Annotated in this window: 16 protein-coding genes; 5 read left to right on the top strand and 11 right to left on the bottom strand. The window is 54.5% G+C overall.

The window, feature by feature from the left end; all coding sequences use genetic code 11:
* Nucleotides 1–160: 160 nt before the first annotated feature.
* Nucleotides 161–856: a recombinase family protein gene (locus TERRO_RS15160; protein ID WP_014786575.1), complete on the bottom strand. Its 696-nt coding sequence runs from the start codon at nt 854–856 to the stop codon at nt 161–163.
* Between the two features lie 293 nt (nt 857–1149).
* On the opposite strand from TERRO_RS15160, the gene TERRO_RS15165 reads away from it, so the two are divergent.
* On the top strand, nt 1150–2013 hold the full coding sequence (locus TERRO_RS15165; RefSeq protein ID WP_014786576.1) for a hypothetical protein: 864 nt from the start codon (nt 1150–1152) through the stop codon (nt 2011–2013).
* Nucleotides 2014–2033: 20 nt separating this feature from the next.
* Nucleotides 2034–2837, top strand: coding sequence for a PGN_0703 family putative restriction endonuclease (locus TERRO_RS15170; RefSeq protein WP_014786577.1), 804 nt, complete (start codon nt 2034–2036; stop codon nt 2835–2837).
* A gap of 1056 nt (nt 2838–3893) precedes the next feature.
* Here the strand turns inward: TERRO_RS15170 and TERRO_RS15180 are convergent.
* The gene (locus TERRO_RS15180; protein ID WP_014786578.1) at nt 3894–4877 is read right to left on the bottom strand and encodes an LOG family protein; all 984 of its coding nucleotides are present in this window, start codon (nt 4875–4877) and stop codon (nt 3894–3896) included.
* 599 nt (nt 4878–5476) lie between these two features.
* Here TERRO_RS15180 and TERRO_RS15185 point away from each other — a divergent pair.
* Together TERRO_RS15185 and TERRO_RS23220 are read left to right on the top strand one after the other, a co-directional pair.
* Nucleotides 5477–6640, top strand: a complete 1164-nt coding sequence (locus TERRO_RS15185; protein WP_169315313.1) for a hypothetical protein — start codon at nt 5477–5479, stop codon at nt 6638–6640.
* A gap of 161 nt (nt 6641–6801) precedes the next feature.
* A complete protein-coding gene (locus TERRO_RS23220) occupies nt 6802–7647 on the top strand; it encodes a phosphoribosylaminoimidazolesuccinocarboxamide synthase (protein WP_157178387.1) in 846 nt (281 codons plus the stop codon).
* Between the two features lie 86 nt (nt 7648–7733).
* On the opposite strand, the gene TERRO_RS23225 is transcribed toward TERRO_RS23220, so the two are convergent.
* A complete protein-coding gene (locus TERRO_RS23225; RefSeq protein WP_014786582.1) occupies nt 7734–7925 on the bottom strand; it encodes a hypothetical protein in 192 nt (63 codons plus the stop codon).
* Nucleotides 7926–7985: 60 nt separating this feature from the next.
* Between TERRO_RS23225 and TERRO_RS22770 the strand changes: the two genes are divergently transcribed.
* Nucleotides 7986–8543 carry a P-loop nucleotide/nucleoside kinase family protein gene (locus tag TERRO_RS22770; RefSeq protein ID WP_081490651.1) on the top strand — a complete coding sequence of 186 codons (558 nt, stop codon included), beginning with the start codon at nt 7986–7988 and terminating at the stop codon, nt 8541–8543.
* Between the two features lie 176 nt (nt 8544–8719).
* Here TERRO_RS22770 and drmC read toward each other — a convergent pair whose 3' ends face one another.
* The 8 genes from drmC to TERRO_RS15225 all read right to left on the bottom strand — a co-directional run bounded on the left by drmC (nt 8720) and on the right by TERRO_RS15225 (nt 24821).
* Complete coding sequence (drmC, locus tag TERRO_RS15195; protein WP_014786583.1) at nt 8720–9514, bottom strand: DISARM system phospholipase D-like protein DrmC; 795 nt, start codon at nt 9512–9514, stop codon at nt 8720–8722.
* Nucleotides 9511–11346 carry a DUF1998 domain-containing protein gene (gene drmB, locus TERRO_RS15200; protein ID WP_014786584.1) on the bottom strand — a complete coding sequence of 612 codons (1836 nt, stop codon included), beginning with the start codon at nt 11344–11346 and terminating at the stop codon, nt 9511–9513. The genes drmC and drmB overlap by 4 nt, the downstream gene beginning before the upstream one ends.
* A complete protein-coding gene (gene drmA / locus TERRO_RS15205; protein ID WP_014786585.1) occupies nt 11346–14735 on the bottom strand; it encodes a DISARM system helicase DrmA in 3390 nt (1129 codons plus the stop codon). Before drmA ends, drmB begins: the two co-directional genes overlap by 1 nt.
* An 8-nt stretch (nt 14736–14743) precedes the next feature.
* Nucleotides 14744–18694 (bottom strand): Eco57I restriction-modification methylase domain-containing protein, encoded by a 3951-nt coding sequence (locus TERRO_RS15210; protein ID WP_014786586.1) that lies wholly within the window; start codon nt 18692–18694, stop codon nt 14744–14746.
* Nucleotides 18694–21888 (bottom strand): DISARM system SNF2-like helicase DrmD, encoded by a 3195-nt coding sequence (gene drmD / locus TERRO_RS15215; RefSeq protein WP_014786587.1) that lies wholly within the window; start codon nt 21886–21888, stop codon nt 18694–18696. Before drmD ends, TERRO_RS15210 begins: the two co-directional genes overlap by 1 nt.
* A 142-nt stretch (nt 21889–22030) precedes the next feature.
* A complete protein-coding gene (locus TERRO_RS23970; protein WP_081490652.1) occupies nt 22031–22276 on the bottom strand; it encodes a DUF4113 domain-containing protein in 246 nt (81 codons plus the stop codon).
* Nucleotides 22277–22714: 438 nt separating this feature from the next.
* On the bottom strand, nt 22715–23782 hold the full coding sequence (locus TERRO_RS23230) for a carbohydrate kinase family protein (protein WP_014786588.1): 1068 nt from the start codon (nt 23780–23782) through the stop codon (nt 22715–22717).
* The gene (locus TERRO_RS15225) at nt 23757–24821 is read right to left on the bottom strand and encodes a hypothetical protein (RefSeq protein ID WP_041592633.1); all 1065 of its coding nucleotides are present in this window, start codon (nt 24819–24821) and stop codon (nt 23757–23759) included. The genes TERRO_RS23230 and TERRO_RS15225 overlap by 26 nt, the downstream gene beginning before the upstream one ends.
* Nucleotides 24822–24825 lie beyond the last annotated feature (4 nt).

Genomic DNA, 24825 nt, shown 5'->3' on the forward strand with positions numbered 1-24825 from the left:
ACGCGACAACGGTAGTCGTCACGCTTCAGCACTTCCTCACGATGGCCACCGAAGTATTCCTCGTCTTGGCGCTTCAGCGTGTAGCACGTCGAACACAGGCCCTTTGCGAGAACCTTGGCGTTCCCACATGGGCAATGCATCACGATCTGCTTCGGCTTCGTCATGAGGACCCTGCGCCGATCGCTCTCGTTCTATAGCGGTGCAGAGTCATTCGCGAAACTCCAAACTCTCGCGCAAGCACCGAAGGTTTCTCCCCGGCTTCAAACCTCTGCACGAGCGAAACGACGACTTCCGCACTCAGCGTTCTTGGCCTGCCTTTGTACACGCCACGCTTTTTGGCCAGCTCAATTCCCTCTCGTTGGCGCTCACGAATCAGCTGCCTTTCAAACTCTGCAATGGCTCCCATAACGCTCAACAATAGATTCGCCATCGGCGAGTCCTCGCCGATGAAGATGAGATTTTCCTTGCGGAACTCGACGCGTACGCCTCGCTCCGTCAAGCCGAAAACCAGCTTGCGAAGATCATCCAGGTTGCGGCCGAGTCGATCCATCGAGTGACACACCACAGTGTCTCCCTCGCGGACGAACGAAAGCATCGCTGTGAGTTGTGGCCGTTTCACGTCTTTTCCTGAAACACGATCCACGAAGCGGCGGTCCACCGTCACGCCTTCGAGCTGGCGGTCCTCACGCTGATCGAGAGTGCTCACTCGGATGTACCCGACGCACTGACCTTTCGTGGGCCGAGCCGACTTTACGGCTTTTGCCGGTTTCGCGGGCCGAGGTGGTTTAGCAGTCTTCGTCGGCTGCGTCTGTCTCACGCCCTTTTTTGTAACAGTAAGCTCTTTGACCCGCGCCATTAGTCGTATCATAAAGGAGAATTCAACCTTTCGATACGGGATTTCGAGGGGAGCTGTTACGTATCGTTGAGGTATACCCCAACGACATGGCTAGCAGACCACTTTAGCGGTACCCGGCACATTGGTACATCAGGTATCTCCTGCTTGTGCCGTGGTAAAGAAGCTGATCCAGCGGCGCGCGCTGTCTGCGGAATCTCATCCCACCCGGACAACGTGAATGGGAAGTTCTTGTGGTCGGGGCTGAAGCATTCAGTCAGATTGCCTTATCTCCTGTAATGCGTTACAAGGGCAGGATGGCCCACACGATCTCGACATGGATTCAACATCCCGCTTATGGTCACGGACAGATAAGCGGTGAGCATAATGAGAACTTTTGGGTGGTCCGGTTCGTTACAGCTGGCGAAAAGACGATCCTTAAAACGGCCATCGTGCTGGACGGGCATCCTCCGAGCCCAGAATTTAAGTTCAACGAGAAGGGCCTAGCGGCGAAAGCTCCCAAGAAGACTAAGGCAGCGGCACTCAGCTTCGAACATTTGTTAGAACGATTCCTTGCGGCATACCCAGACGGAGTGAACGGTAAGCTTTTCGACGAAGACGAGCGTCGCTATAAAGCGTCCGCGTCGGAATCCTTCAAAAGCCAACTTAGTGAAGCAGAACTCAAACGCCTCATTGAGGGCTCGTTGTTCGATGAAGTCTCAAAGCGGGCTTTAGACCTTCTGAAAGCGACAAACCTTGTTTTTCACATCGAGGGGATGAGGTTTCGGGACGGACTCAAGACAGACGAAGGCAAGAAGCTCTTCGCGAACGGTCTTTACGATCATTTGTACGGCAGCGCCCCTGAAGAAGAGCGGTTCCAGAATTACCTCCTCGTGCTACGTCAACTTAACGCGCTGTCGTGGCCCATGGCTACGTACTTCCAGTTTCTTGCCAGTGGCGGAGAAGCTATGTTTATGAAGCCGACAGTTTCGCAGAGAATCGCGGAGTCCGTTAACGTGGCTTTGAATTACAAGCCAGAACCAAACTGGCTTACATACTGCCAACTCTTAGACGTCGCAAAGAATGTCAGAAGGCGTCTTCACGAAGCGGGCCAGGAGGTCCACTCTGCCTTTGATGTCCAGAGCTTCATGTGGTGTGCATACGATCAATCCAAGAAGTAGCCATCGAGGGTTCGTTCCAAATGAAGCAAGATCTTCTGAGTTCGTCGTACGCGGCTCTGCTTCTTGGCGCCAGAGCGGCTTCAAAGGCGAACTTTGACGCACGCGGCTACGCTCTGAGCTGGAAGGCCAATCTACTAGAAATTCTGCCAATGGACGCCATCGCAAAAGACCTAGCAGCCGGTGCAGGATGCGAACTCGACGGAAAGCTGAGGGCGGCCCATTCCTCTGCCGCTCTCGCTGTGAACACCTTCGGACCTTGGCGAGAGGAGCCCTATGCTATGAGGATCGGTGATGCCGATCGATTCGCAACCATGAGCTTCGAGGCTGTTTGCCCCACGGGCCTGCGCGGAACAGCTCCTCACCTCGATCTATTGGCGACCGGCCCTTCGATCGTAGCGGTCGAATCCAAATGTACCGAATGGATGTCACGCAAAGCAGCACAGTTTTCGCCTGCTTATGACACTCTCGAGAAAACGCACGGGCACTCCCCATGGTTCACTCAGATCCGTATGTCACGGGACAAACCGAACAGATACAGTTTTTTAGATTCTGCTCAACTGATCAAGCACGCCTTAGGGCTCATCACTCGCTATGAAGCAAGACCAGTGGAGCTGTTCTATCTCTACTGGGAACCCCGGAACGCAGATGAATGGTCCCAATGCGCGGTGCACCGTGCGGAAGCAAAGGACTTGGCCTCGCAAGTAGGCAATGCCAGCGTTACCTTGCGAGCACTCAGCTATCTAGAGTTATGGTCGGAATGGGAAGTAAAAGATGCTCCTGCACATCTTCCCTACTTGCGAACCCGTTACGACTGCAGTGTATGAGCTACACCTTCCCTCGCCTCTTTGTAGAGGGTGCTTCGGTCTCCGGGAGTCGGCTGCATAGGTTGATGATGACGTGAGCGCTCGATGGAGAGGGCTGGAATGTTTAAACTGGGCGGTATCGTAGCCAGACTGCTGGCCGGCGCCTGCCAGTAAGGCTGCAGATATCGGGAAACCCGAGCGGCTCGTCGTTCGTGGTGCGTGGCAGTTCCACAGAGCGACCGGAGTCGAGTTGGAAGAGCACGGGTTGGGCCCGCCACCGCCCAGAACCGGCTACATCAAACCTTTACAAACCACACGTCTTGAAAGAACGTGCAAATCGTTCGACCATTCCCACATAGGGCTGATCATTCCGTAGCTTTCCACGCGTTGCTCAAGAGAGCAACGTCGGTCGCCAAGCGTTCGGCTGTGAAGTTAAAGTCAGCTTACGGATGAGTGGTGTAAGGCACCTTCCCTCTGAAGCTAGCTTCCCCAAACGCATCGAATGATTAACGTGCGTCTGATCCCATCACAGCCAACAAGCGTGGCTTGACTGTTTGAAGTTGAAGCTACGGACAGCCCCGGGGTCTGCTGAGTCCAGTAAGTGCAAAGAATCAAAGGCGGATACCGCCCAGCAGGCTTTCGCCAATTAGTCTCCGGACGGTTCGTGTGCCAAATAGCATGATCAGAAACGTACCACCTAAAAGAGACAAACGACACACCTGCTTCCCTACCGCGTTTCAGGAAGGACCAGCGTGTCAGCCATACAGCGATCACCGACAACAAAGCCTAGGCCCTGCACTCGCAACAGTGAAAACGCAGCAGGACATTTGCACGAACCGAAAGTGCGGACACAAGAAGCAGCCTCGTCAGATTCATGGAACCGACTACAAAGAAACAATCGCAACTACCGCGGTGGAAATGACGGCCGTCGTGGAAACCGGCGTCCTCGCCGAGTTTGCAGCAGGATCGGTACAATCTTCTACGCAGCAAAAGTCACTCACCATCTCCACCTAGCCAACAGGTTCAGCTAAAGGCCCGTCTGAAAACGAGTCCGCACCAGCCGCTCTCAGATGGCGCCTAAACTCGCCTCAATTTTTCTAAGAAAGAAACAACCGCATTTGCATCTTCTGTGAAAAGTACCTTAGTGGCAAAATCCTTCTTGACGTCGAGCAGCGCTTGAATGAGCGGGCGTACGGGATATTTAATCTCCCAGTAGTGCTGACCATCAGCGGCCGGCGAACTGAAGAAGATCATCGGGCAAAACTCCCCGTAGTAATTCTGCGCGGCGTCCTGGAAAATCTCTTGGATTGTCCCGGCGCTTCCTTCTGCATAAATGATTCCGCTCACGCCCATCGTAACTAAGCCATCTTCCCTGATGCTGTTTTGAAAGTATTTACCACTGAGCGTCGCGAATGGCGTAGTTGGCTCGAAGCCATACAACCACGTAGGAATCCCTATACTCAGCCCTTGCTCATCTAGTGGTATCGACTTGACGATGGAAAGTGCTGGAGCGAGCCAAGCATGAAGTGCCGATGAGATTTGTGAGTCAATCTTTCCGGATCCGTCTTTAGCGACAAGTTTGTCGACGTTCGACGGCAGCTGTGGCACTTTTGCCAACAAAGCGATAGCCGAGTCTAGTTCCGCTTCTGATTTGTTCGAGTGGAAGGCTCCAAGATGTGTCGCCTCCATTGCGCCAGGTCCTCCCCCACTTATGAGAAGAAATCCGCTCTTCGCCAGTTCATAGGCTATGTGCGCTACACCGGCATAGGCCGGATCATTCCGCTTCATACCGTGTCCCCCCATGATCGCGACAACGTTCGGGAACTTGGCGATATATCGACTGATTCCTCTCGAAATCGAGTTGTCGTGAAGCGCTTCAAGGGTGGCCGCCCCGGTGAATTTAGTGGGATTCGTACCCATTCGCCAGAAATAGCTGAGAATCTTGATGTCTGCGCAACGCTCGTAGGAAGTTGAGTCAGCAGGGTCGAACGCGCCGAAAAGAGCGTCAGGCGTGTACAAATCTTCACGGAGAGGATTGAAAGGGATGCTCATTTCGTCCATGGAAGGGAATGCTACCACCCGCGACAGAGGTTTAGGAAAAGTGTTAGTGCCTGCCGGATGGTGTTTCGACTTGATTTTGGAATGACACCAAGCTGGAAGACGCCCACGTTGCTTGTGGTACTCGTGCAGATGTCGATGAAACTTGCAAGCTGTACAACAAAGCCCCAAGCAATGCCGTACGTGTCATTCATTCTCAGAGTACCTGTGGTATCGTTTCGATCCAGACCTGTCAAGACATATATTTGTCGGTGTTTGCTACTTGCTCGCGTGTACTGCGGGGACGAGAGGGGGCGGGCGCGACACAAGTATGTGTGGGCAGAGTTTTATGAGGTCGGAGTTGCGAGACGCACCGGCGTACCCGTCCGAAATCAAGACCACGATAGTCCACAGCGGCTCGGGGAGGAACGATGGAGACAGTAGGTCACCCAGGTAGCTTTGATATCAGGGTCGTAGAGCGCAGCCCGACGTGGAGAAACAAGCCGTTCGTCGTCTCGTACCTAATGCTGAAACATGAGCCAACAGCCGAGCAGCTCCAATCTTGCCAATTATGGGCCAACGCGAACCGGCTCCCCAACCCGAGGGTCATACCGCCTTCCGTAGTGCGATGGTCCTCCCTATTCCATCCCGCGTTTTTCGACGCAGTCAGCTCGGAAGTGACACGTTCAAAAGAAAAAGGTCCATTCGGGCTCGCTTGGTCGACAGAGCATAAAGAGCTTGAGCGGATCAATCTAAAGCGGCTTTGGATAGAATCGGTTGTCTTCTTAGCCGGAGTCACCCTCTCGGCTGCGGTGATCCAGTCAAGACATACAAGAGGAACAGTCGAGAGTAAATACGATCACCTCTGGGAAGCGGGGACTCTAGCTAGCAATGGGGTGGCTCCTGAACTTGCCACACTCGGCTTGCATCATGTGGTCCGAGAGCTCGCATCAGATTTGGCAATCCTTGATGTGGATCGGCTGCTGCGTGTCCGTCAATCGTTTATGGCAACTTTCAAGGCTCTTGCATCTTCTGATCCGCAGATAGTCACGCTAGGCCGCGCCACCCTACCCCCTCAGATCGCAGAGAGGTTTCGCTTTGTCGAAGAGCTTCGTTACGCTTGCGGCCCGAAACTACATGGTCTAGTCGCTTATGGATCAAGCACCACCAGTGCCTCATATTCAGACTACGATATTATTGCCGTTACTGATGAACCTGAGACACTGCTCCGGAAGCTTGCTGGAACATCGCCCAACTGGTACGGGAAAGAACTGAACATGGGAGTGTATTCGCCTGATGAATTCCTCGCTATGCAGTCCTTGTCAGGAGACAACCTGTCTAATATTTGTCTATGCCTTTGGGGAGAGGTACCGATAGTTTATAAATCCCAGTCGACGCTCCTTGCGCGGAATTTCAGCTTTGCATATGTACGCCGACGTCAACAGCTAGGCATGCTCAGCCGTGCGGCGGACCAAATCCGAGCACCTGTTGATGACAGAAAAAATCTATATGATTACTTCGTGAAGATTCCGGCAAACGTTGCCAAGGGCACGTTCGGATCTATCGGACGAGATTTGCCGAAAGAAATCGTTCTTGAGTGGCTTCAAACCAACGTAGGATTCGACACAGCGCTCGAGCGCGAACGCGCTGTTTCGCAGCCCGGCTACGCGCTGGCTTCCTCTTCCCTCGCTACTGGACGCGTGATGGAAGTTATGAATAGGGAGGTAAATCTGGTTGAGTCAGCTGTTGATCGACGCTTAGATTCGGGACCCGGAGGCCATCGTTGAAGACTGCGACAGGAAGTACCGAGTTGGAATATCTCTTGGATGTGTGTGACGACTTAGCGCTGACCGTGACCCCCGACGGCGAGTCAAGTGCGAATGTTTTGTCTCTCCGAGGTCCTAACGGAGAACCAATCAGAGTAGACATACGATCAGAAGAGTTCTCGATGCTTGAGCAAGTATTGAAGTGCTTGCGCTTTCGGTTCGAAGATTTAACACTACTGGTCAATGGAGATAGCAAAGAAATCCGATTGCTTACTCCACGCATCGCGCTAGCGAGACTGCGCCCGACAGTATATTCGTTCACGTCAAATCGTTACGGTATTGCACCTGGTACCGAAATCGTACGGTCCCGTTTTTCTGCAAAGCTTTTCAGGTCGATGGCTTGTGAGCCCGGCTCAGTGCATCTATCTTCGGCATTCCTTGGGCTAATTGAGACGCCGTCTGGTCCCTTGATGGCCGAGGAGCTTGTTGAAACGTGCAACTTAGAGGTTCGCGTCAAACGATTTCATGTTGGCTCCCCGGTTCACCGATACAGATACACAGATCGGCATCGCTCTGCGTTGCTCGGGGAGCCAATTTCCCGCTGGACTCGCTTTGCCGCTCCTGTAGTTTGTTTTGACTGGCGCAATCCGATGGTAGCGGAGGATGGGAGCCGTCTTGCTGATGAACCGCTTTCGGATGACTACGCTGCTCTTTGGATTGATGACGTTCCAAAGGCAAAACTTCTGGCCTGTGATGCCTTCCAATGGATTGAGCGTCGCTTCCTTCGTGCCGGCTTGCAGCTCATCGATATTTGTTTTTTCATAGATCGCACAGGGAGCGTACTATATGGAGAAATCAGCCCCGATTGCATGCGGGTCCGAAATAGGGCCTCTGCCGACTCCGAAGCTCTTGACAAAGATCATTGGCGGTCAGGTGGCGAACCTGAAGAGGTGCTAGCCCGATATGAAAAGCTTTACGAGATGGTTTTTCGTGCAAAGCAATCGACTCCGGCCGCAGGAGATAAGTAAAAATGCCTGACAATATAACTGACCCTTCTTCAGCATCAACAATTCAGAACCGGCGTCTTAAGATATCGCCCGGTGGCCTTATATCGCTACCCGCTGCCGTTCGTAGATCCCTCAAAATGGTTGACGGCGCGGGCGGTAGAGTAACAGTAGCTGTCGCTGACCGCACCGTTGTACTGATGCAAGCCGGTTCGACCGGGGGCTTCCGGATTTCTCGTAACGGTCAACTTGAACTTCGCGGTGAGGCTAAGAGACTTCTCGCCGAGGGCGTCGCACGTCATTATTGGGTAGAACTATGCGACCTCGAAGGAAAGATCAAGCTTCATCCATACAAGGACTAAGTGGCTCTGATCATTGCATTAGACGGGCATGACGGTTCGGGAAAAACGACCTTATCGCGGTCCCTTGCCGCACGTATCGGCGGAATCCATCTACGTCCATTTCAGGGCAGGCTGGGTGCTGGTCTTATGAAGGCTGCCGAGGCAAATAACTCCTCGGACATCATATCGGTGGGCAACGAGGCTTTAAACCTCGCAGGCGATTCATACGATATTGGTGTCCCGCTTGTATTCGATCGAGCATGGCTAACGGTTGCTTCTCTTCTTGATGCAAAACACATGGCGTCGTTTCGCCAGAAGTGGGCGGTTCACATTCCAACCATCGTCTGCTGGGCTGACCTGGAAACAACTGTCAAACGTCTCAGCGCTCGTTCCGAGGTCGTGGGATCACTCGATGGTCACCGTCACTATCTAGCGAAGTACCGAGAACTTGCTGATGTTTGTAGCTGCCCAATTCTACGAACAGACGTTTACTCAGAAACTGAGTGTCTCGAGCAATTGTTAAGCTGGATCGGACAGTTATCTGAAGGGAACCTCAATGCCTTCGGAAGGCCTTCCTAGGACCTCAAGCTGTCACTTTCAGCATTATCTGGCGTATGTTCTGCGACGGCGAAGCCTAGCTGAGCGGCAAACTGCAGCCGCCCGCCAGATAGCGCCGAGAACAGCGCCAAGTAATTATCGAAGCTACAGATCCGACTGAGCTGTACAGACGCTATGACGCTATTTCTATTGGCGGTTCAGATACAACGCTCACAAACACCATTGTTAATGAGTTCTGAAAAGAAGGTTGTGGCTTGTTTGGCCAACGTGTGGGATTGCAGGAGTATCCCCATCTCAATGTTCCGGTTTTGAGCTGCTTCGGTGAAGTTTGCAGAGGAAACAAATAGTTCAACTTCATCCCGGATCACACATTTAGCATGGAACGCCACTGAAGGACCTGATGTAAATGTCAAGGCGCGACGGTCAAAGAAAACCTCCGGGAGTCGGTGTTCAGTCGGCCAATGGTGAGTTTTAAACTCTCGTGAGAAACGAGCAACCGAGGCAGAATGCGACACATCTCCCGGACGTAAGTTCAAATTGAGGAATAGGCGAACTTGCAACGAGGGTTTTAGCCGCATTCTTGACGCTAGCTCTTCGAAAATCTTCTTACCCTGATGTACTGCGTACCCCGCTACCAACATGGTGTACTCGGTTCTCCTGAAGAGATCAGTCACTACGACTCGAGTGTCCCTGTGATAAGCTGCCGGCTCCGTGGGAGCTGTCATCACCAACTGAGCAGCATCTTCGATCGAAGGTCTCCGCTCTAACGCCTGGGCAAGAAGATCAATCGACAAAGCGAGACTCTCTGGTTTCAGACCTAGATCGACAATATGCTGCAAGGCGACAGCGACCGCAGGTGCCATACTCGCCCCGGTGAGGCGGGCGAGAGCTGGAGCTGAGAAGGGCGACGTCAGTCGCCTCGATTTCAGAGCTGCAGAAATGCTTGCCAAATCGCCCTTCCCGAGTTGAGCTAAGACTTCTCCCGCGTTCAATTCGGAAGCTCGTGAAAGAATTCGGAGTCAGCACCTTGTACGGTTCGTACAACGAGTGAACGATCAAGGAGATCATTTTGTTGTTCGCAGCTAGTTTCAGCGACCAGCAAACATCCGTGGCAGGCTGCACCCAAAAGGAAGCTCCGCGCGTGGGGGTTCTCCGGTAGATGTTGGGAGCAAACTGGATCGTTTGAGCATAGTGCTCCGAGCTCCAATGCGTTATGAATCGTGTCGGCAATTCGACGACCGACTTCGATCAGTCCACCAAGAGTACCCTCGGAATCTGAGCTGCCTGTGTACAGCAGCACTCCATACCCAATCTCGGGGATCGCATAGATTCGTTCTCTGATCGAACTAGCTGGATAGCCGCACTCAAGAGCAATTGTGGTGATCATCAAATGGGCAAATGAATGCAGCATGATGTACGCCGGTCCTCCGAACTTCCGGCTCGATGAGCTGTGCTCGGCCTTCCACGCATCGAAACCTCTCCTAAGCTGAACAGCACGTTCAATGACAGACGGCTTTGCAAGCCAATCTTCGATCGCTTTCCGTCGGAATAACAGGAATATTCCCTCGCCACGATTCTCCACAGCGGGAACCCAAGTGACGTTTCTCGCCAGATCGGCCCGACGAACGCCCATATCCAACTCTCCATCTGTATCGGGAGCTGCAGCTTCGAATCGGGTGAAACCCACAAGCGCCATCACCTCGCGGAGTCGTTGCACTAAGATGACTTTCTCAATCCCCTTCAACCACGGCTTATCCCACTCCTTCTGAGGCAAAGCACGCGCATAGAAGACCCCCTCTGGCCGGTCCTCCCCGAGCTCCTCGTTTGCCGAAATCAAGGTTTCAAGTTCTGCATACTTGACCGATTTCTCTTGCACCTGAGACGGCGCGCGTCGAACTTGGATCTCGGCCCAAACTTCTGCGTCAGATACGCCTTCTAACGCCTCCTTGACCTTTGCTTTCCGTCGCTCCCTGGCAACATCGCCTTCGTCTTCTGCTGTTTCAAGAAAGTCCCACACTGCAGAGACGGCTTCCCGAACTGTTTCCACTCGCTCTGGAAGTGAGATCACGCTCATCCGTTGAGGAAAGTATGCATTTGAGGCGGTCCGTACCAACAGCCGATTCATCTCGTCGCATTTCTCTTTCATTGCGGGGCCGAGCCAAGGGCGAGCACCATCACAGCGGCCGAAGACTTCGGCTTTCTGAAGAGCTATTTGCGCCATGCTTCGCTCTGCCTTGCCGCATGAGCATCGAATCCAAATTTCTGATAGATCGCCACTGGTTCCGCGTTCGTCGAGGTAAAGCAGCCTTCCTTGGTTACGACAGGTGTTTTCATTCCCGTGCAAGAAGAAATACCAGTCGATATCCCCTATGTGACCGAGCCGACAGGCTCGCACAAATCGCACGGGAACGACAGAAAGCCGTTTTCTCGTTTCGGGATGTATGAATGCGTTTCCACGCGCTAGAGCCCGGACGTGTACAAGATAACGGCTGCGCCGCGACTCATCTTGTCCCTTGCCTGGCGCATCTTGGGTAACGAACCATTCAGGAAAGCGATAAGCTCTTACGCCCGTTATCCGTTGATCTTCGATGTCCCCCGCTGATGGCGGCGTTTCTAGTCTGACAGAAGGGATCTTAAGCAAATTTGCAATCTTTGCACTTAGGCGGGGTTCGCTGATGAGCTCGCGCTCGCCGACCCAATCTTCCAAGCCAGCGATCAGAACGGAACGCTCTGGCAGGTCAGTCATTGCACCCGGGCCGAACGTCGTAATGAGCTGGCCCTGACGAAGCTGGCCCTGCGGTCTCTTTCGTTGTGGGGCTTTCATTAGTCCTCGTCCAGGTCGAAGCCCTCAAGGCTTCGTACCCACATGTTCACGTTTGGTTCGACATTGCGCAGAGAGCGATTGGCTCTGAACTTCATCTTCCAATTACCAACCGGAAGGTTCTTGAGCGATGGATCAAGGAAATCCTGCAACAGAGGCACCCCGGCGCCATGTTCATGCGGGTTGTACTGAAGGCCAGCTCCGACCTGCTTCTGATCTTGCACAACCTTCACCCATTCATCCAAGAGATCGCCACAGCGCTGTCGAACTGTCTGCCGTAACCGCTCTCGATCTGCTGCGCTCAGCTTGTTATGGTTGAATGCTCGATCGGCAAATTTCTGTACTACCGATTCCAGGGCATGACGTTGGTTCTGAACTTCCATCGCCCCTTGCGGCGGCGTCATTAGCTCAAGACCTAGTCGGGAAAGTGCCACAAGCGATGCGGCCAACCCGCGATCCAACGCTCTCGGAGAGAACGGCGTGACGCTCGTTGCTTCGACGCTCCTGTAGAAGGTCTCGTGATAAGCGCAGAACCGTTCGTAGTGAGATCGATCGCGCGGCTTGTGAACGTTCAACAACGTAACGACGAGACCTGGTCTTGAAGGATCACGTCCCACTCGACTGCTGGCCTGTATGTACTCGGCGGATGTCTTCGGCTGACCGAACACCACCATCAAGCCAAGACGAGTGATATCCAGCCCAACAGAAATCATGTTGGTCGCAATCGCCACATCCGCGTGATTCCTTTCCTCAAAGGAGAGTCCAAGTTTTCGTTTTGCCTCAGATACTTTCGAAGTATCGACACGGCTCGTAAGCTCGACTGGTTCATAAGCGATCTCGCGGTCAGCGAAGAGTCCAACGGCTTCCCCAACCCGCTTTCTGGAGCCGTATCGTTCTAGCCGATTTCGAATTTCGTCTTCGATCAACCGCCGTGCGCCGCCTAGCTCACGAAGTGCATTGAAGTAACCGACCAACGTCATGTAGGGATCGGCTGGGTTCGGCGAAGTCTTCCTCAGATCTTGATAAGAGAGTTGTCCAGCGCCAAGGAGCGCTAAATACACCCGAAGCATTGCAACCTTCGGGCTTCGTCCCTGCGCGGCGATACCCACATAGAGACGCGGATTTGTGTCGGTCTTGCCTTCTTCCGGTTTCAGTGTGCTGGCGAAAAAGGAGTCACGCCGGTCCGGTCCTGGCGGGGGGAAGATGTCTACCTGGTCGCGATTGAAGAGGGCCTGAATCTGGCTGTCTGCTCGCCTTACGGTTGCAGTGGATGCGACGATCTTCGGGCGCACACTTCCTCGAACTGCGAGCTCTTCGAGAGCCGTCTCGTAGAGTCCCACCATCGTGCCAAGTGGTCCGGAGATGAGATGGAGTTCATCCTGAATAATCAAGTCCGGCGGCAGGAGATGCCCACCCGGTAAGAAGTTGCCTTTCGTTGGCTCCATTGGTCCGTAGAAGCCGGACTTATCGTGACGCTGCACCCTGCCGAAGAATCCGGCAATCTTGCCGGTCCACGGCATACCCGCAAATTTGTCGACGGTCGCGATGACGAAGCAGGGCAAGCGTCGATACATCGGTTCATCAACGGCCACAATAGGAAGCGGGCGATCGCGGGTAAAATCGCAGTCGCGGTTGACGCACCCAATCTGTAGGTTTTCCGGATAATCCCGATTGACTCTCCCGTTGGCGGTCAGTCTGAAGGACTCTTTTTGAAACTTGGTTCCGCACCACGGGCACTCTTCCAGTGGCACAGGAGAGGGCTTACTGCTGTCGTTCCAGAATGCGATCGTGCGGCGGCGTGCTGTCTCCGGATGGTCACGGTCCTTGCTGCCCATCTCATTCGGGGTCGCAGCGCGTCCGACCCAGAGCCCAATCTCGAAAGGCCAATCTCCTAGAGTGGTGTCAGCTTCCCTCAGCAGTTCCAGCGCACAAATCAGAGTGGCGGCGCGGCTGAGTTGGTCAAGAGTCAGCAGCCGTAGCGTGTAACGCATAAGAACGCAGAGGCCAGCTCCCGTTATGCCAGGATTTCGCAGCCGTCGCAGAATCAGGCTGAATGCGGCGAGCCCCAGGTAGGCTTCTGTCTTACCGCCACCTGTCGGAAAGAACAGGAGATCGACCGTCCTGCGGTCTTTGTTCTCTGGCTCTGCAATACCCGGAAGATTCATCAGCAAGAAGGCAATCTGAAAAGGCCGCCACTGCGGTGGCTTAACCGACTCCACCGTCATGTTCTGCATTGGACCGAATCGACGGCGGGCGGCGGTAGCCATGGCCTGATTTGCAAGACGGAATGCTTTGAGGCATTCGGCATCGGCCAAAAGAGATATGCCGCCCTCGATCCGATCAGCGGCAACGCTGGCATGGTCGAGCAGATTCTTGCCGGTGACGGCTCGCCTTGGAGGTGAAGTCGGAACTTTGGCCCGCTGCGCTTCGATCCACTCACGATAATGGACCACGAGCGGCATCAGCTTTGTGCGGGCTTCCGCTCCGTCCAAAAGTGAACCGAGTTCGTCCATGCCGAGCGCAACACCTTCGATGTTTGCGGGGGCAACGCGCTCGACTTGTGCCTCGGGAATCCAACAAGTGCGGACTTCTCGCGGATTGCCGGCAGCAGCCACGTTGTGACCAACCGCATACTCGCCAACATCGCGATATTGTAGGTCTGCAACATTCTCATCCCAATCGTCAGACAGGAGTCCGCGGGTATTAGGACGTTCTAGAAAGGGTTGGTCCGCTTTCAGGTGCAACTCGCTCTGAAAGGCGAACGCTTCGTCACGAATCTCGTCACCCTTGGGAGTTCTGCGGTTGACGAGGAAGACTGAGATGGTCTTGGCACCTTCATTCAATCCGGCCTCAGCCCCAAATGTTCCGACTGGGAGAATCGTCATCGCAATACTGAGGCCGCCATGCTTGTCACCGCTTTTGGCCACTCGTTTCTCGATTGGGTGTTCGAGTTTGTCCGCGAGTTCCAGAGTTAGCGTCTCTTCGCGCGGTTCCCTTGTCCACTCTTCTGAGCCCGGCGCGCTGGTCTTCAGCTTGTAGTCACCCCAAGCGACACGCACCGATAAAGTCTTGGCTTCTTTAGGGAGTAGTACGCTAACGCCAATTGAGCTTGGTAAATACTTTTGTTTTGCGGCGGCGCTTGGCTCCGGCTCGCTATCGTCGTCGCCTCCTGGTTCACCAGATGAATCGAGGTCATCGTCTGCCTCGGCATCGCTTCGTTGTTCGGGTGGCGCGTCAAGAGGCGCAAGGAATCCTGTTAGATACCAGCGGGAGGGCGACTGTGGCAATACTTCCACTTCGTTGCCCAGGCCCGTCTCAGGACCTACAAGGTCAAGCTTAAGGGCTTCAACGAGTTTGCTTCGTACTTGGGCGGATGTCGTCTCTGCGGCCATTGGTTCCTTTACTCAAACAAAGCAGGTTCTCTCACATCAATTTTGTCTACCTTGATGCGTTTCCTCGGAACGCGCACCGGACCAGCCGTTGCGAGGTTTACTTTCGAGCCTTGGATAGTGGCTCTTTCGACGTTGAGCGACAACAGGCGCGCCAGAACATCATCGTGAAGCTTCTCCGGCCAACGCAAACGATACTTGGCCGGACGTGGTCGCGATGGTTGCGAGGAGTCATCATTGTCCTCCTCGTCAAACTCGGGGAAGAACTCACACGTCAACAGAAGCTCGTCCCAACGATACGCGCGGATCACAGCTTCATCCATCCGCTCATGCAGGTGACGCAATTCCACAATTTCTGGAGAGCGTTCGTCTGGACGGTGAAAACGATTGTATGTCTTGGTTAAACCTTCATCTTTTTCGAACATAAGTTTAGCTCGAAAGTCATAATACCTACGGCCAGCTTGCTCCAACTCCATGTTGACCTCGTAGTCTTGCGGAAATGGAAATGTTTCGAAGCAGTCCGATGGTGAATATGAAAGATCATCTTTGAGAGTTGAGCTAAGAAAGCGAGCCCAAATCTCGTGCACACGCGACTGCATAACGCAAAAGGCCGGGAAACTACTGATGTCGAAAACTGTGAGCTTTTGTGAGTAGATGTAGTTCGTCGGCAAGAATGCAAAGCTCAGATGACCGCTGACGCTCGAATTCGCGAGAACCTTGGAGGCCGATTTGATCCGTTCGTAAAGTTCGGGCCGGTGTGCCTGATATGCCCACCACAACCGCTTTAGAGGGACGTTGTTCGGGTTGTCTCCAAGCACATCCCGGCCTGGCTTTACCCGCCTCCTCACGATCGCTTCAAGTTCCGGCCAAGGCGCCAGCTCCGTCTCTGACTTGATATCGCTCAAGAAAATTACATATCGGGGCGCTACTTGAGTCGGGCTGCTGTTTAGGTCTTCGCCACCGATATACGGAAATATGCGAGAAGCGCACTCTGGATTGGCTCTGATGACTTCGAGTCTAAGTGCGTCGGGATTCGCCTCAGGGTCTTTGTCGTCGAAGAGAAAGCCTTGGCCATAGATCTTGCTTCCCAAGGAGAAATACGGTGATCCAACTAGTCGTTCAGGACTCTCATCAACGTCACCGGCAATCAAGAAGGCGCTTATCCGGTCAACTGGTGAGCCATTGAGGAGGACCGGATTCACGGCGAAAGCTTTAGCAACATGAAGACGGCTTACGATGACCGCGGCTTCCCCGGGCCACCTCAACCTAACCTGCGCAGCATATATGGACCCGCCCGACCGAAGGATGGGTAAAAGAGAGCCTTCCCTTGTGTCGCCTTGTGCAATGGTGTTTGTTGCGATTAGCCCGAGGCAACCACCTTCTCTCAACAGAGAAAAACTGCGACGGAAGAAGTATCCAACAAGATCGCATAGATGCCCTGCTGGGGCGTAATTGCCTGTCAGCCACGCAAAATAATCCATCCCGTGACCTTCAGAAATCTTGGTTCCACCGTAGAAAGGCGGATTACCGACAATCGCGTTGAAACCACGCTCGGCTCGTAGATCCCGGTCAAGCGCAAAGACCTCCGGGAACTCTAATTCCCAGTGAAACGGGGTAACGGGCTTTGCGCGCGCGCGTAACTGGGCTCCTACACTGTCTAAGCGAAGTCCCGCCTTGGTATCCGGTCTATTGCCAAAGGCCAAATCGACATCGTGAAGGAAAACTTGTCGTGCGTTCTCACGAGTCCGGGCATTCTTGCCGCTAAAGAATGCCGAAACCAGAACGTCACCGAGATTTCGAGCGATCTGAAGCTTCTCTTCAACCTTACCAAGTTCCTGCGAGAGCTGGGCGTAGGGCGTACCATCCTGCGCATTGAGAATCTTCCGCCGCCCTTCAGCGACGGACGCGATGTCCCGCCGGACGCGCTCGAGGATGAACGTTTCCTTGGCCGGCGGCTCCCAGTGAAACGCGGCGGACTGTTTCGCGGAATAGCCCACTAGGGAGTCGCCATGGCGAAGGCTGTGGTCAAGGAATGTAAATTCATGATCGCGCGCTAAGGTCGCAAGCCAAAGCGAGAGCTTGGCGAGATCAACCGCCATGACATTCCTGTCCACTCCATATAGGCAGCGTTGAGCGACCAGCCTGCGGGCGTGGAGCACTACATCTTCGTCGGGCGGCAAGTGAGGAGGGATAGGAGTCTGGTCGTGGCGATCCCACGCGGCGACCAATGCATCTCCAAGCTGACGGCAAGCCTCCACGAGGAACGCCCCAGAGCCCATCGCAGGGTCGCAGACTTTGAGAGCGAGAATCTGCTCCGGCTTCGGATTCTCTCCGAGATTCTTGAGCACGGGAGCCAGCGCCGCCTCGACGATGGGTTGGGTCAGCGACCTTGGAGTGTAGTGCGAGCCGCTACGCCGCCGTTCTGCCGACGGCTGGAAGATCATGGCCTCTGCTGGAACGATGGTCGGCGTCACATTTTTCGCGATCCGCCTATCAAGGGCGGCCATGAGGTCATCGATGGAACTTGCCTCTTTGAGGGCCCGTTCCGCTTGCCCGGTCAGCTTCTGATCGGCCTCTTTCTTGAGCCAGTCATTCCGCTTAGATCCTACAACTGCGAGAGCTTCAGCGAGGTTGATGGTGATCGGTGCGCCGTTTCGCTTCTTCGGCTTCAACGCGATAGACGGCCCTTTAGCGACGTGCAGCTCGAATCCCATCATGGCTTCGTAGACACTGCCAATCTGTTCCACATCGAGATTCCGATAGCTGAGGCGTTCTCCGTCGAGAATAAGGAGCTGCCTCAGAACGCGATACAGGACGCCATCCGGAACTCGCGGCATCTGTATCTCTTCTGTCTTCGCATTTGGACGGCCTTCGAGAAACGGATAGCGGTCTGGATCGAAGAGGTATCCCTTGCGACCGGGAATGTTAAGCTTGGCGTGCCGAGCGCCTTTATAGATAAGCCGGAAAAGCACAACGAGCCTTGCCCATGCACCGTACCGCTGGTCCATCGTGTCTGGATGATGTGCCTCGTCCTCTCGCAGACGCTCAAACAATCCACCCACGGAATAACTGTTGATGAAGGTCTCGTCCGACGAGAGAAGGTCACGGTCCTCGGCATACAGGATGAAGACGAGACGAAGCAAGACGGTGAGAAGGCCGGCGTAGACCTGGTTCGGATCGTCGCGGAGCACCTCAGTGAGAACGCCGGTCTGATCGTGTGCGGACTGGAAGCCGCGCAACAGGTCGAACAGCGCCTCCATAACTTGTCCGGAGAGCTTGTTCGAGACGACGTTCTGGTGCTTCCGGCTGGCGATGAGCAGCGCTGGCAGGCGTTGATCCTGGGCAAGAGTAAACAGCCTCTCAGCCGAGAGAAGCATATGGAGAGCGGCAAGGATCGGACGGCCCGCAACCTGAGCCATGTCGGCAATCTTGAAAGTAATGTGTCCGCTGGATTCGCCCTTGGGAGCGTAGACCAGCCGAATCGCATCTGGACTGACAAGCAAGCCCGACGGAACGCCGGTTTCCCTCAATAGCCGCTCGAATTTGGCCTGCGGCGAGGCGTGCCAATGCCTCGGCTCCGGCGGCGGCACTGTGTCGAAGTCCGCACCTGTCTTGCAGACCAGCAAAAGTAGGCAGCCGGCATCCTTAACGACATAGTCGGGGTGAAGGATCTCTTCGTATCCGGGAACTGCAATCGTGAGAGATTCGTCCGGACCCTCTAAATCCTGAGGTCGCCATCCAAGGACACCGGTTGCGAACTTTGGAAAATCCGTCAATTTGAGAATAGGGGTGCCATCGGACTCCTGAGGAAGGACTGCCAGGAATTCCTTATACAGTGGTACGAAGTTTCGGTTGATCGCGGCTCCCGCTTCCAGCAGTGCTGGAGTTGAGACGACCACACCGACCGGCTGCACATACCCGAGCCATTCCTGATGAGAGACTGCTGTTGCATCGTAAGCCATCAGTGTCCCCCTTCCGAAGCAGGCCAGAGATAGACGATGCCGACCGGCTCGATACGCGGCGCACTCCGAATCCGATAGATGTCTTTGATCCTGTCGGGTTCGTCCTTTAACTCGCTCTCCAGCTTATCGAGACGACTGTTCCAGTGGCGACGGTCTGCGTTCAACTGCCGCAACTCTTCGTCTCCAAACTTCAGCACGCGCTGGCTGTCCTCCAGCTTTTTCTCCAAGATGTGCTTTTTCTGTGACTCCAACAGAGTCCGCATTTGGCGTGACTCATCTTCGCCACGTTTGGACAACTTCTCGGTAGCCTCCTTGGCGTACTCCAGTCCGCGTTCCTGGAGATGAGGAAGCAATTCGTTGATGTCGCGGCTGACAGCGTGCCGCAGAGTCGCTTCGATAGTTTCGTTGGGAGTGCCGCTTGAGAGAAGAGCCTTCTCCAGGAGATCCATCGTCTTCAGTTCCGCCTCTCGTGCATAGGGCAAGAGTGGCGATTTCCGAATGGCGGGATCGGTCCATCGCGCAGTGACGACAATGATTTCTTCGTGGAGACGCGCCGCACCCGGTCCGTAAAGAGCGAGACGACCAAGCAGCAGGACACGAGGGATCGCATCGCGCGTCTGCGCTAGACATGCTCGCGAGAGGTCATGGTGAACGAACCCCTGTGAGAGGAATCGACCAAGAAGACGCTGAACCACTCTCTGTTCAAGATGAAGCTGAACGACTTCGTCGGTCACAATCCCCGGATCTTCAAAGACGATGGGACGAATCGGAGAGGTTCGACGCCATTCAAAAAGCCGTTGATCGCGAGGTTTGGGTATGCGGAGGCTATCCATCGTCTCAGCCCAGGAGGATTGGGTATCGTCCAATTTCGGCAAGACGAATTTCCCATTGCCGGTCGCAACCAGCGGCGGTGCGTTCAACAATTCCAGGGCGCAGGATATGGCCGCTCGGAAATGGTCCTCATCGAGACCCACTTCTCTTTGCGAACGCTCCATCATTGACCGGAGTTGGTCGATTGATACCCGCAGCTCGTTTTGGCGTTCCCTGGTTGATTCAAGCTCTTCATTGATGTTCCCCGACTTCTCATCGTCGAGTTGAGCTGATTCGATCTCGCGTTCGAGCTGATCGATTTCTCTGCGCCTTATGCCATGCTTCAGGAGTTCGTCCAACTCGTCATCGATGACCTGCGAGAGACTGCCGAGTTCCTCTCGGATCGTCTTCGTCTTTCGGACGACCGTTTCAAGGATGCGGTCTTCGGGACGCTGCTCGTATACAAAGTAGTAGCAATAGACCTCCGACGCCGGCTGCAACTTGCGGTCGATGCGGCCGTTCCGTTGCTCCATTCTGCTCGGATTCCACGGGACATCGAAGTGAAACAGGTGACTGCAATGTGCCTGGAGGTTCAACCCCTCACGGGCAGCATCGGTAGCGATCAGAATCCGGACCGGGTGAGTGTCGGGGTCCGCATTGAACGCTTTCTTGATTTGATCGCGCTCATCGCTTGGAGTTGAGCCTCGGAAGGTTCTGATACGCGGGAGGGGATCGTCGGTATCTGCGATTGCCGCACGGAGCGATTGCTCTAGGTAACGAAGTGTGTCTTCATACTCGGTGAAGATGATGATTCGTGTTCGGTTCCAAATTCGCCGTGAACACATCTTCGACCTTATCCATTCGATCAGCGTCTTAACTCGGGCGTCTGGAACGAACCTGTGCGCTTCGGCCAACTCTGACATCTGTCTGAGAAGATCTTGTTCGCGCGAGTCCTCCTGAGCCGGGAGAACAGCGGCAGTCGCTTTCTCGAATTGCAACTCCTCTTCAGCCGCGAGATCCGGTCCGTTGACGAGTGCCCTTTCGTCGTCGCTACTGACTCCGCCTTTCAGCAGGTCAAGATCACTCCGCCCAGGGTTTGAGGTCGGCATTAGGTTCTTCCGCTGCTTCTCCACAGTCCGCTGATGGACCTTAAGCGTCCGCGCGAATGCTTCGATAGAGGAGAAAAGTCTTTGCTGCAACCCGCAAATGAGAAGTCCGGACGCTGCTTGCGCCTTCTTGGTGTGATTCACAAGGCGTGCCTCTCGGGCCTCTTGGTATTCCGAAAGGAGAGCTGCGAGTCGGAGTTCTGGAGTATCGAGGGGCAGGTCACGGAGCGTGATTTGATCAACGATCCGCTTTGGAAAGCCTCCTTGGATCTCTCGAAGGTCTTCTTTGATCCTCCTCACCATGACGTCTTCGCGATTCTGCTTTGTGACCTTCACTCCACGGCAAAAACGCTGAGGATCGAGGATCTCCAGAAGTGCCGAGAAACTGTTTGAATGCCCGTTGTGCGGTGTAGCGGAAAGGAACAACCGGTGTTCGAAACACGGCGCGAGAGCCCGAACTGCGTGGGTAGTTTGAGAGTCGATGGCATATTTCTGCCCGCCAGCAGGCGCCGCATGATGCGCTTCGTCAAGTATGAGCATTGTCCCAGGCCGAAAGGTCCCGAGCCAGTCACGGAGGCTTGCCGTGTACGCCTCGTCAATGAGCAGACGGTGGGAAATGAGAAAACGAGAGTGTGTAGACCAGGGATTGACACTGAATCCCCGCTCCCTTCGGACTTTCTGGACATACTCTTTGTCGAGGATCTCGAACTGAAGACCGAACCTGGAGGCCAATTCTTCCTGCCATTGCAGCAGCATCGAAGGGGGACAACTGACGACTATCTCCCTTATTTTCTTTCGCAGAAGCAGTTCACGTGCAATCAGTCCAGCCTCAATCGTCTTGCCGAGTCCCACGTCGTCCGCTATGAATAGGTTGACCCTTGGCAAACGTAGAGCTTTCCGAAGCGGTTCCAATTGGTACGGGTCTAATGTGATCCCGGCCCTAAAGGGGGATTGCAGGAGCCTTGGATCGGTCGAAGTGACGCAGTTCCACCGCAACGTATTAAGGTATGCCGCGAAGCGGGGGGCCGGATCAAAACCTCGATCAGCTATTTGCGACCAGTTCTCAGCACTCCGTATCTCAGCATCTAGTTCGTTCTCCCAGAGGACGTTCAGCAATTGTCCCTGAGCGTCGTCATCAACGCACGACATCTTTACAAGAGTGGCTTCATCTTGTGCTGGCGGGCCGATTACCTGTTCTACAAGATAGAGCCGTTGACGAACATGGACGATTTGCCCGATCTCCGGAAGAGTCTGAGACTGGCTGAAAGGAACATTCATCACGATTGGAGGAAGAGATGGCTTCGGCTGGAAGCGTTGAGACGTTTAGGCGTTAACACTGTTTCTCCTCTGCTCTCGTGCTACAGGGTGGGTACCGGAGTTCATCGCAAACTCCGTTTCTCAACGCTTCAATCGTGTCACATTAACTGTTTCTTCGGCTATGACTCATTTGGCACGGGCTTTTAGAGAGTTCATCCCACCGAGTTGTCCATCTCGGCAAGCGATGCTCCGCTCTGAGCTTCCAGGCCGCCTCCTTTGAAACGGCACCGAGAATGCGGATGGTATTGAGCCCGAGGGTCGCATTGAACCAGTCCGTGGCTCTCCACGCCCGTTCTCGCTTTTCACGGTCCAGCGTCTCCCTCATCGGCTGCCAAGACGTTACCGGCATCGCAAGCTGCCAATTGTAGTTTGAGGAATTCTCTGTCGCGAAATTGAGGTGCTATTTGTCGCTTCCACTGCAGCTTCATGCCTGGCTAACGAGTCCGGCATAGGCTTTGAACGCCTCTGATCACGCATTCACGCGCTCAGCGGCGATCCATTCCCCTTCAGCCTGCGACAGAGAGCGCCACAAACTTCCGACAACCCAGCACCTCACGCTACAGATCTGAAGCAGCGAAGAGTCATCGACCTGCTACCGGATCGTGAGGCCGGGACCGTTGCGCGCTGGTTGGAACAGCATCCTGGAGCAGAGATCGTCAGCAGGGACCGGGCCAGTGCTTACCGGCGAACGGCTGCCGCGTTATCCCATTGGCTATCGGGTGGTCAAGGCGATTCCGTCAGTCTGATGACTTTGGCGCACAGGACGCATACCAGCCGCAGCACGATTTCAGCCTCGTCTACGCACAGAAGCTTCATTCTCGTTGCAGATCCGGCACGCCCGGGTCCCATCTAAATGGGCCCGTGGCATGTCCATCGTCGGCATAGTTAATGTTTGGGACGGAGCTAGTGCCCTGATCTCTCGGAGCAGCTCGGGCTTCGACATTGCATACATGGCCCCTCGAGCACCGGCGAAGCCGCAGTTCCAGCTGCCCAGCTTCTGGGCGAATGCGAGAGCTTCAAGCACTTTTGCTTTCGTCAACGCCTGCAACCCTGACAGCCCGTTCTGGCAGGTGAGTTCAACGAGCCCTGCGGTTGCCCAGTCGCCGGCACCACACGTGTCCACCACAGTGTCGCGCTTTGGGGCATGCAGATGATACCAAGAACTTGGTGAATCCTTCTGCTTGTATCGGAACCGCAGTCCACCACGGCCCAGTGTTTGGAGTTCTAGCATACGAACTGCAGGCCAGTAGGTCTCCTCCAATTCAGGGAAGCGTTCATGGGAGTACTTTACGATATTCGAGACGGCCAGCATCTTGTAGAACAAATGATCGATCTTGCTCGTCGATGGTTCGAAGACCACAATCTTGCCAGCGTCATGGAATCGATTAGCAACTTCTACCGCACCAGGAGATGCTCGATCTACGAACAGAACATCGCTCGTAAGGATCGCTGGCATATGTTCCTGTAATGAAGAAATGGTCACAGGCTGGTACGAAGGCAACCGTTCCCCGCAGAATGGGCAGGCGAACGAAAATGAGTGGAAGGGGATGCCTGCGGAATCTAACCGCAAGCGCTCCACTATGACCGGAGCGGCGGCAGTCGGGCTGATGTTAAGCAACGGAAGCTTGACACCCCAGGCTTGAAGGTCTTTCGCAATGAGATCTGAACTCTCGTCCCGTTGGAGGCGGCCGATCGGTGTTGCATTCCAACCCAACGTGGCCAGAATGGCAAGAACATTACCACAAGTTCCGCCAGCGGACGGACGGGGGTGCTCCTGGCCCTCTGGGACAAGAAGATCAAGCGCTATCAGGCCTATCCCAGCGATCTTCTTAGACTTTCGCGTTCGCGGCGCCATATGCTTCTCCCTCCAGCCAAAGGTGGACGAGCCGATCTCCCGCGAACTCTTGATTCGCGACGCTCGGTGTGAATTTGTAGTTTAGCGCTTCTACGTAAACGACGGGAAAGTCGCGTTCGATTGCCGCCATTAGGGCGCCCAGTGAAAGCAGCTTGCTCCCGATCGGTGAAAGCACAAGCAAAGAGCCGCCCGTCTCCTTGAACACCTGACCTCTCTCATCGTCGATTCGGAGGATGGAACGGTAGAGATCGAGGGGGTTTGATTCCGACGCGAAGACCACGTTCCTCGGATCGACGCCCCAAGTACTTTCCAGCTCCACTGAGTATTCTGTGATCAACAGCTCGGGCTTCCGTAGGTCGCGCGAAGGAAAAGGCAGGATTGGACATATGTCGTGTGGCTTTGGCTCCAAGCTTGAATGAATCTTCGAGAGAGAGTCTTTATGACCTGGCACAAGCTGAGGAAGCCAAAGAACAGCAGAATGCTGGCTGCTTTCGAGTCCTAGCCTACCTCGAAACCCGTGCATCGTAGAAGCGCGCTCCGCTGGCTCCGCTACGATCCCGTCATCAAGGCTTGCGTTATCAATCACGAGTAGGTGAAGGTTCACAGGAGTGCTCGAAATTTCGAGAATCGAACGCACTAGAGGAAAAATAACGCCGCGGGAAAGTGCGCTGCAATCCACGACGATATCTGTAGCATTCTCCCAATCGATAGCTTTAGCGATTTTCGCTGCTTGGCGGCCTCCAACAAGCGCAAGATCGTTGTCAGCAAAAATATCTATGTCCCGAATCTGCAGATTGGGGATCAATTGAAGCAACTCTGCGATGTTTTTCTCAGCTCCGGCAAGAAGATGAGCAGGGGCCAGCGGTCGATGCTCTCTGATAAGAATTCCCGTGATCGCACACTTGGCTAAGTGCTTCAAGAAGCGCGCCACTGCCGTCGAGCGCGGATCGAAACCGGCGCCTCCAATGAAGAATGCTTTCTTCGATTCTGACGAGAACCATTCGCGCAGAAACTGAGGAGCCTGACCGTCGCGATGCATGATG

The organism is Terriglobus roseus DSM 18391, from assembly GCF_000265425.1.
In the GTDB taxonomy this organism is placed as follows: Bacteria; Acidobacteriota; Terriglobia; order Terriglobales; family Acidobacteriaceae; genus Terriglobus; species Terriglobus roseus.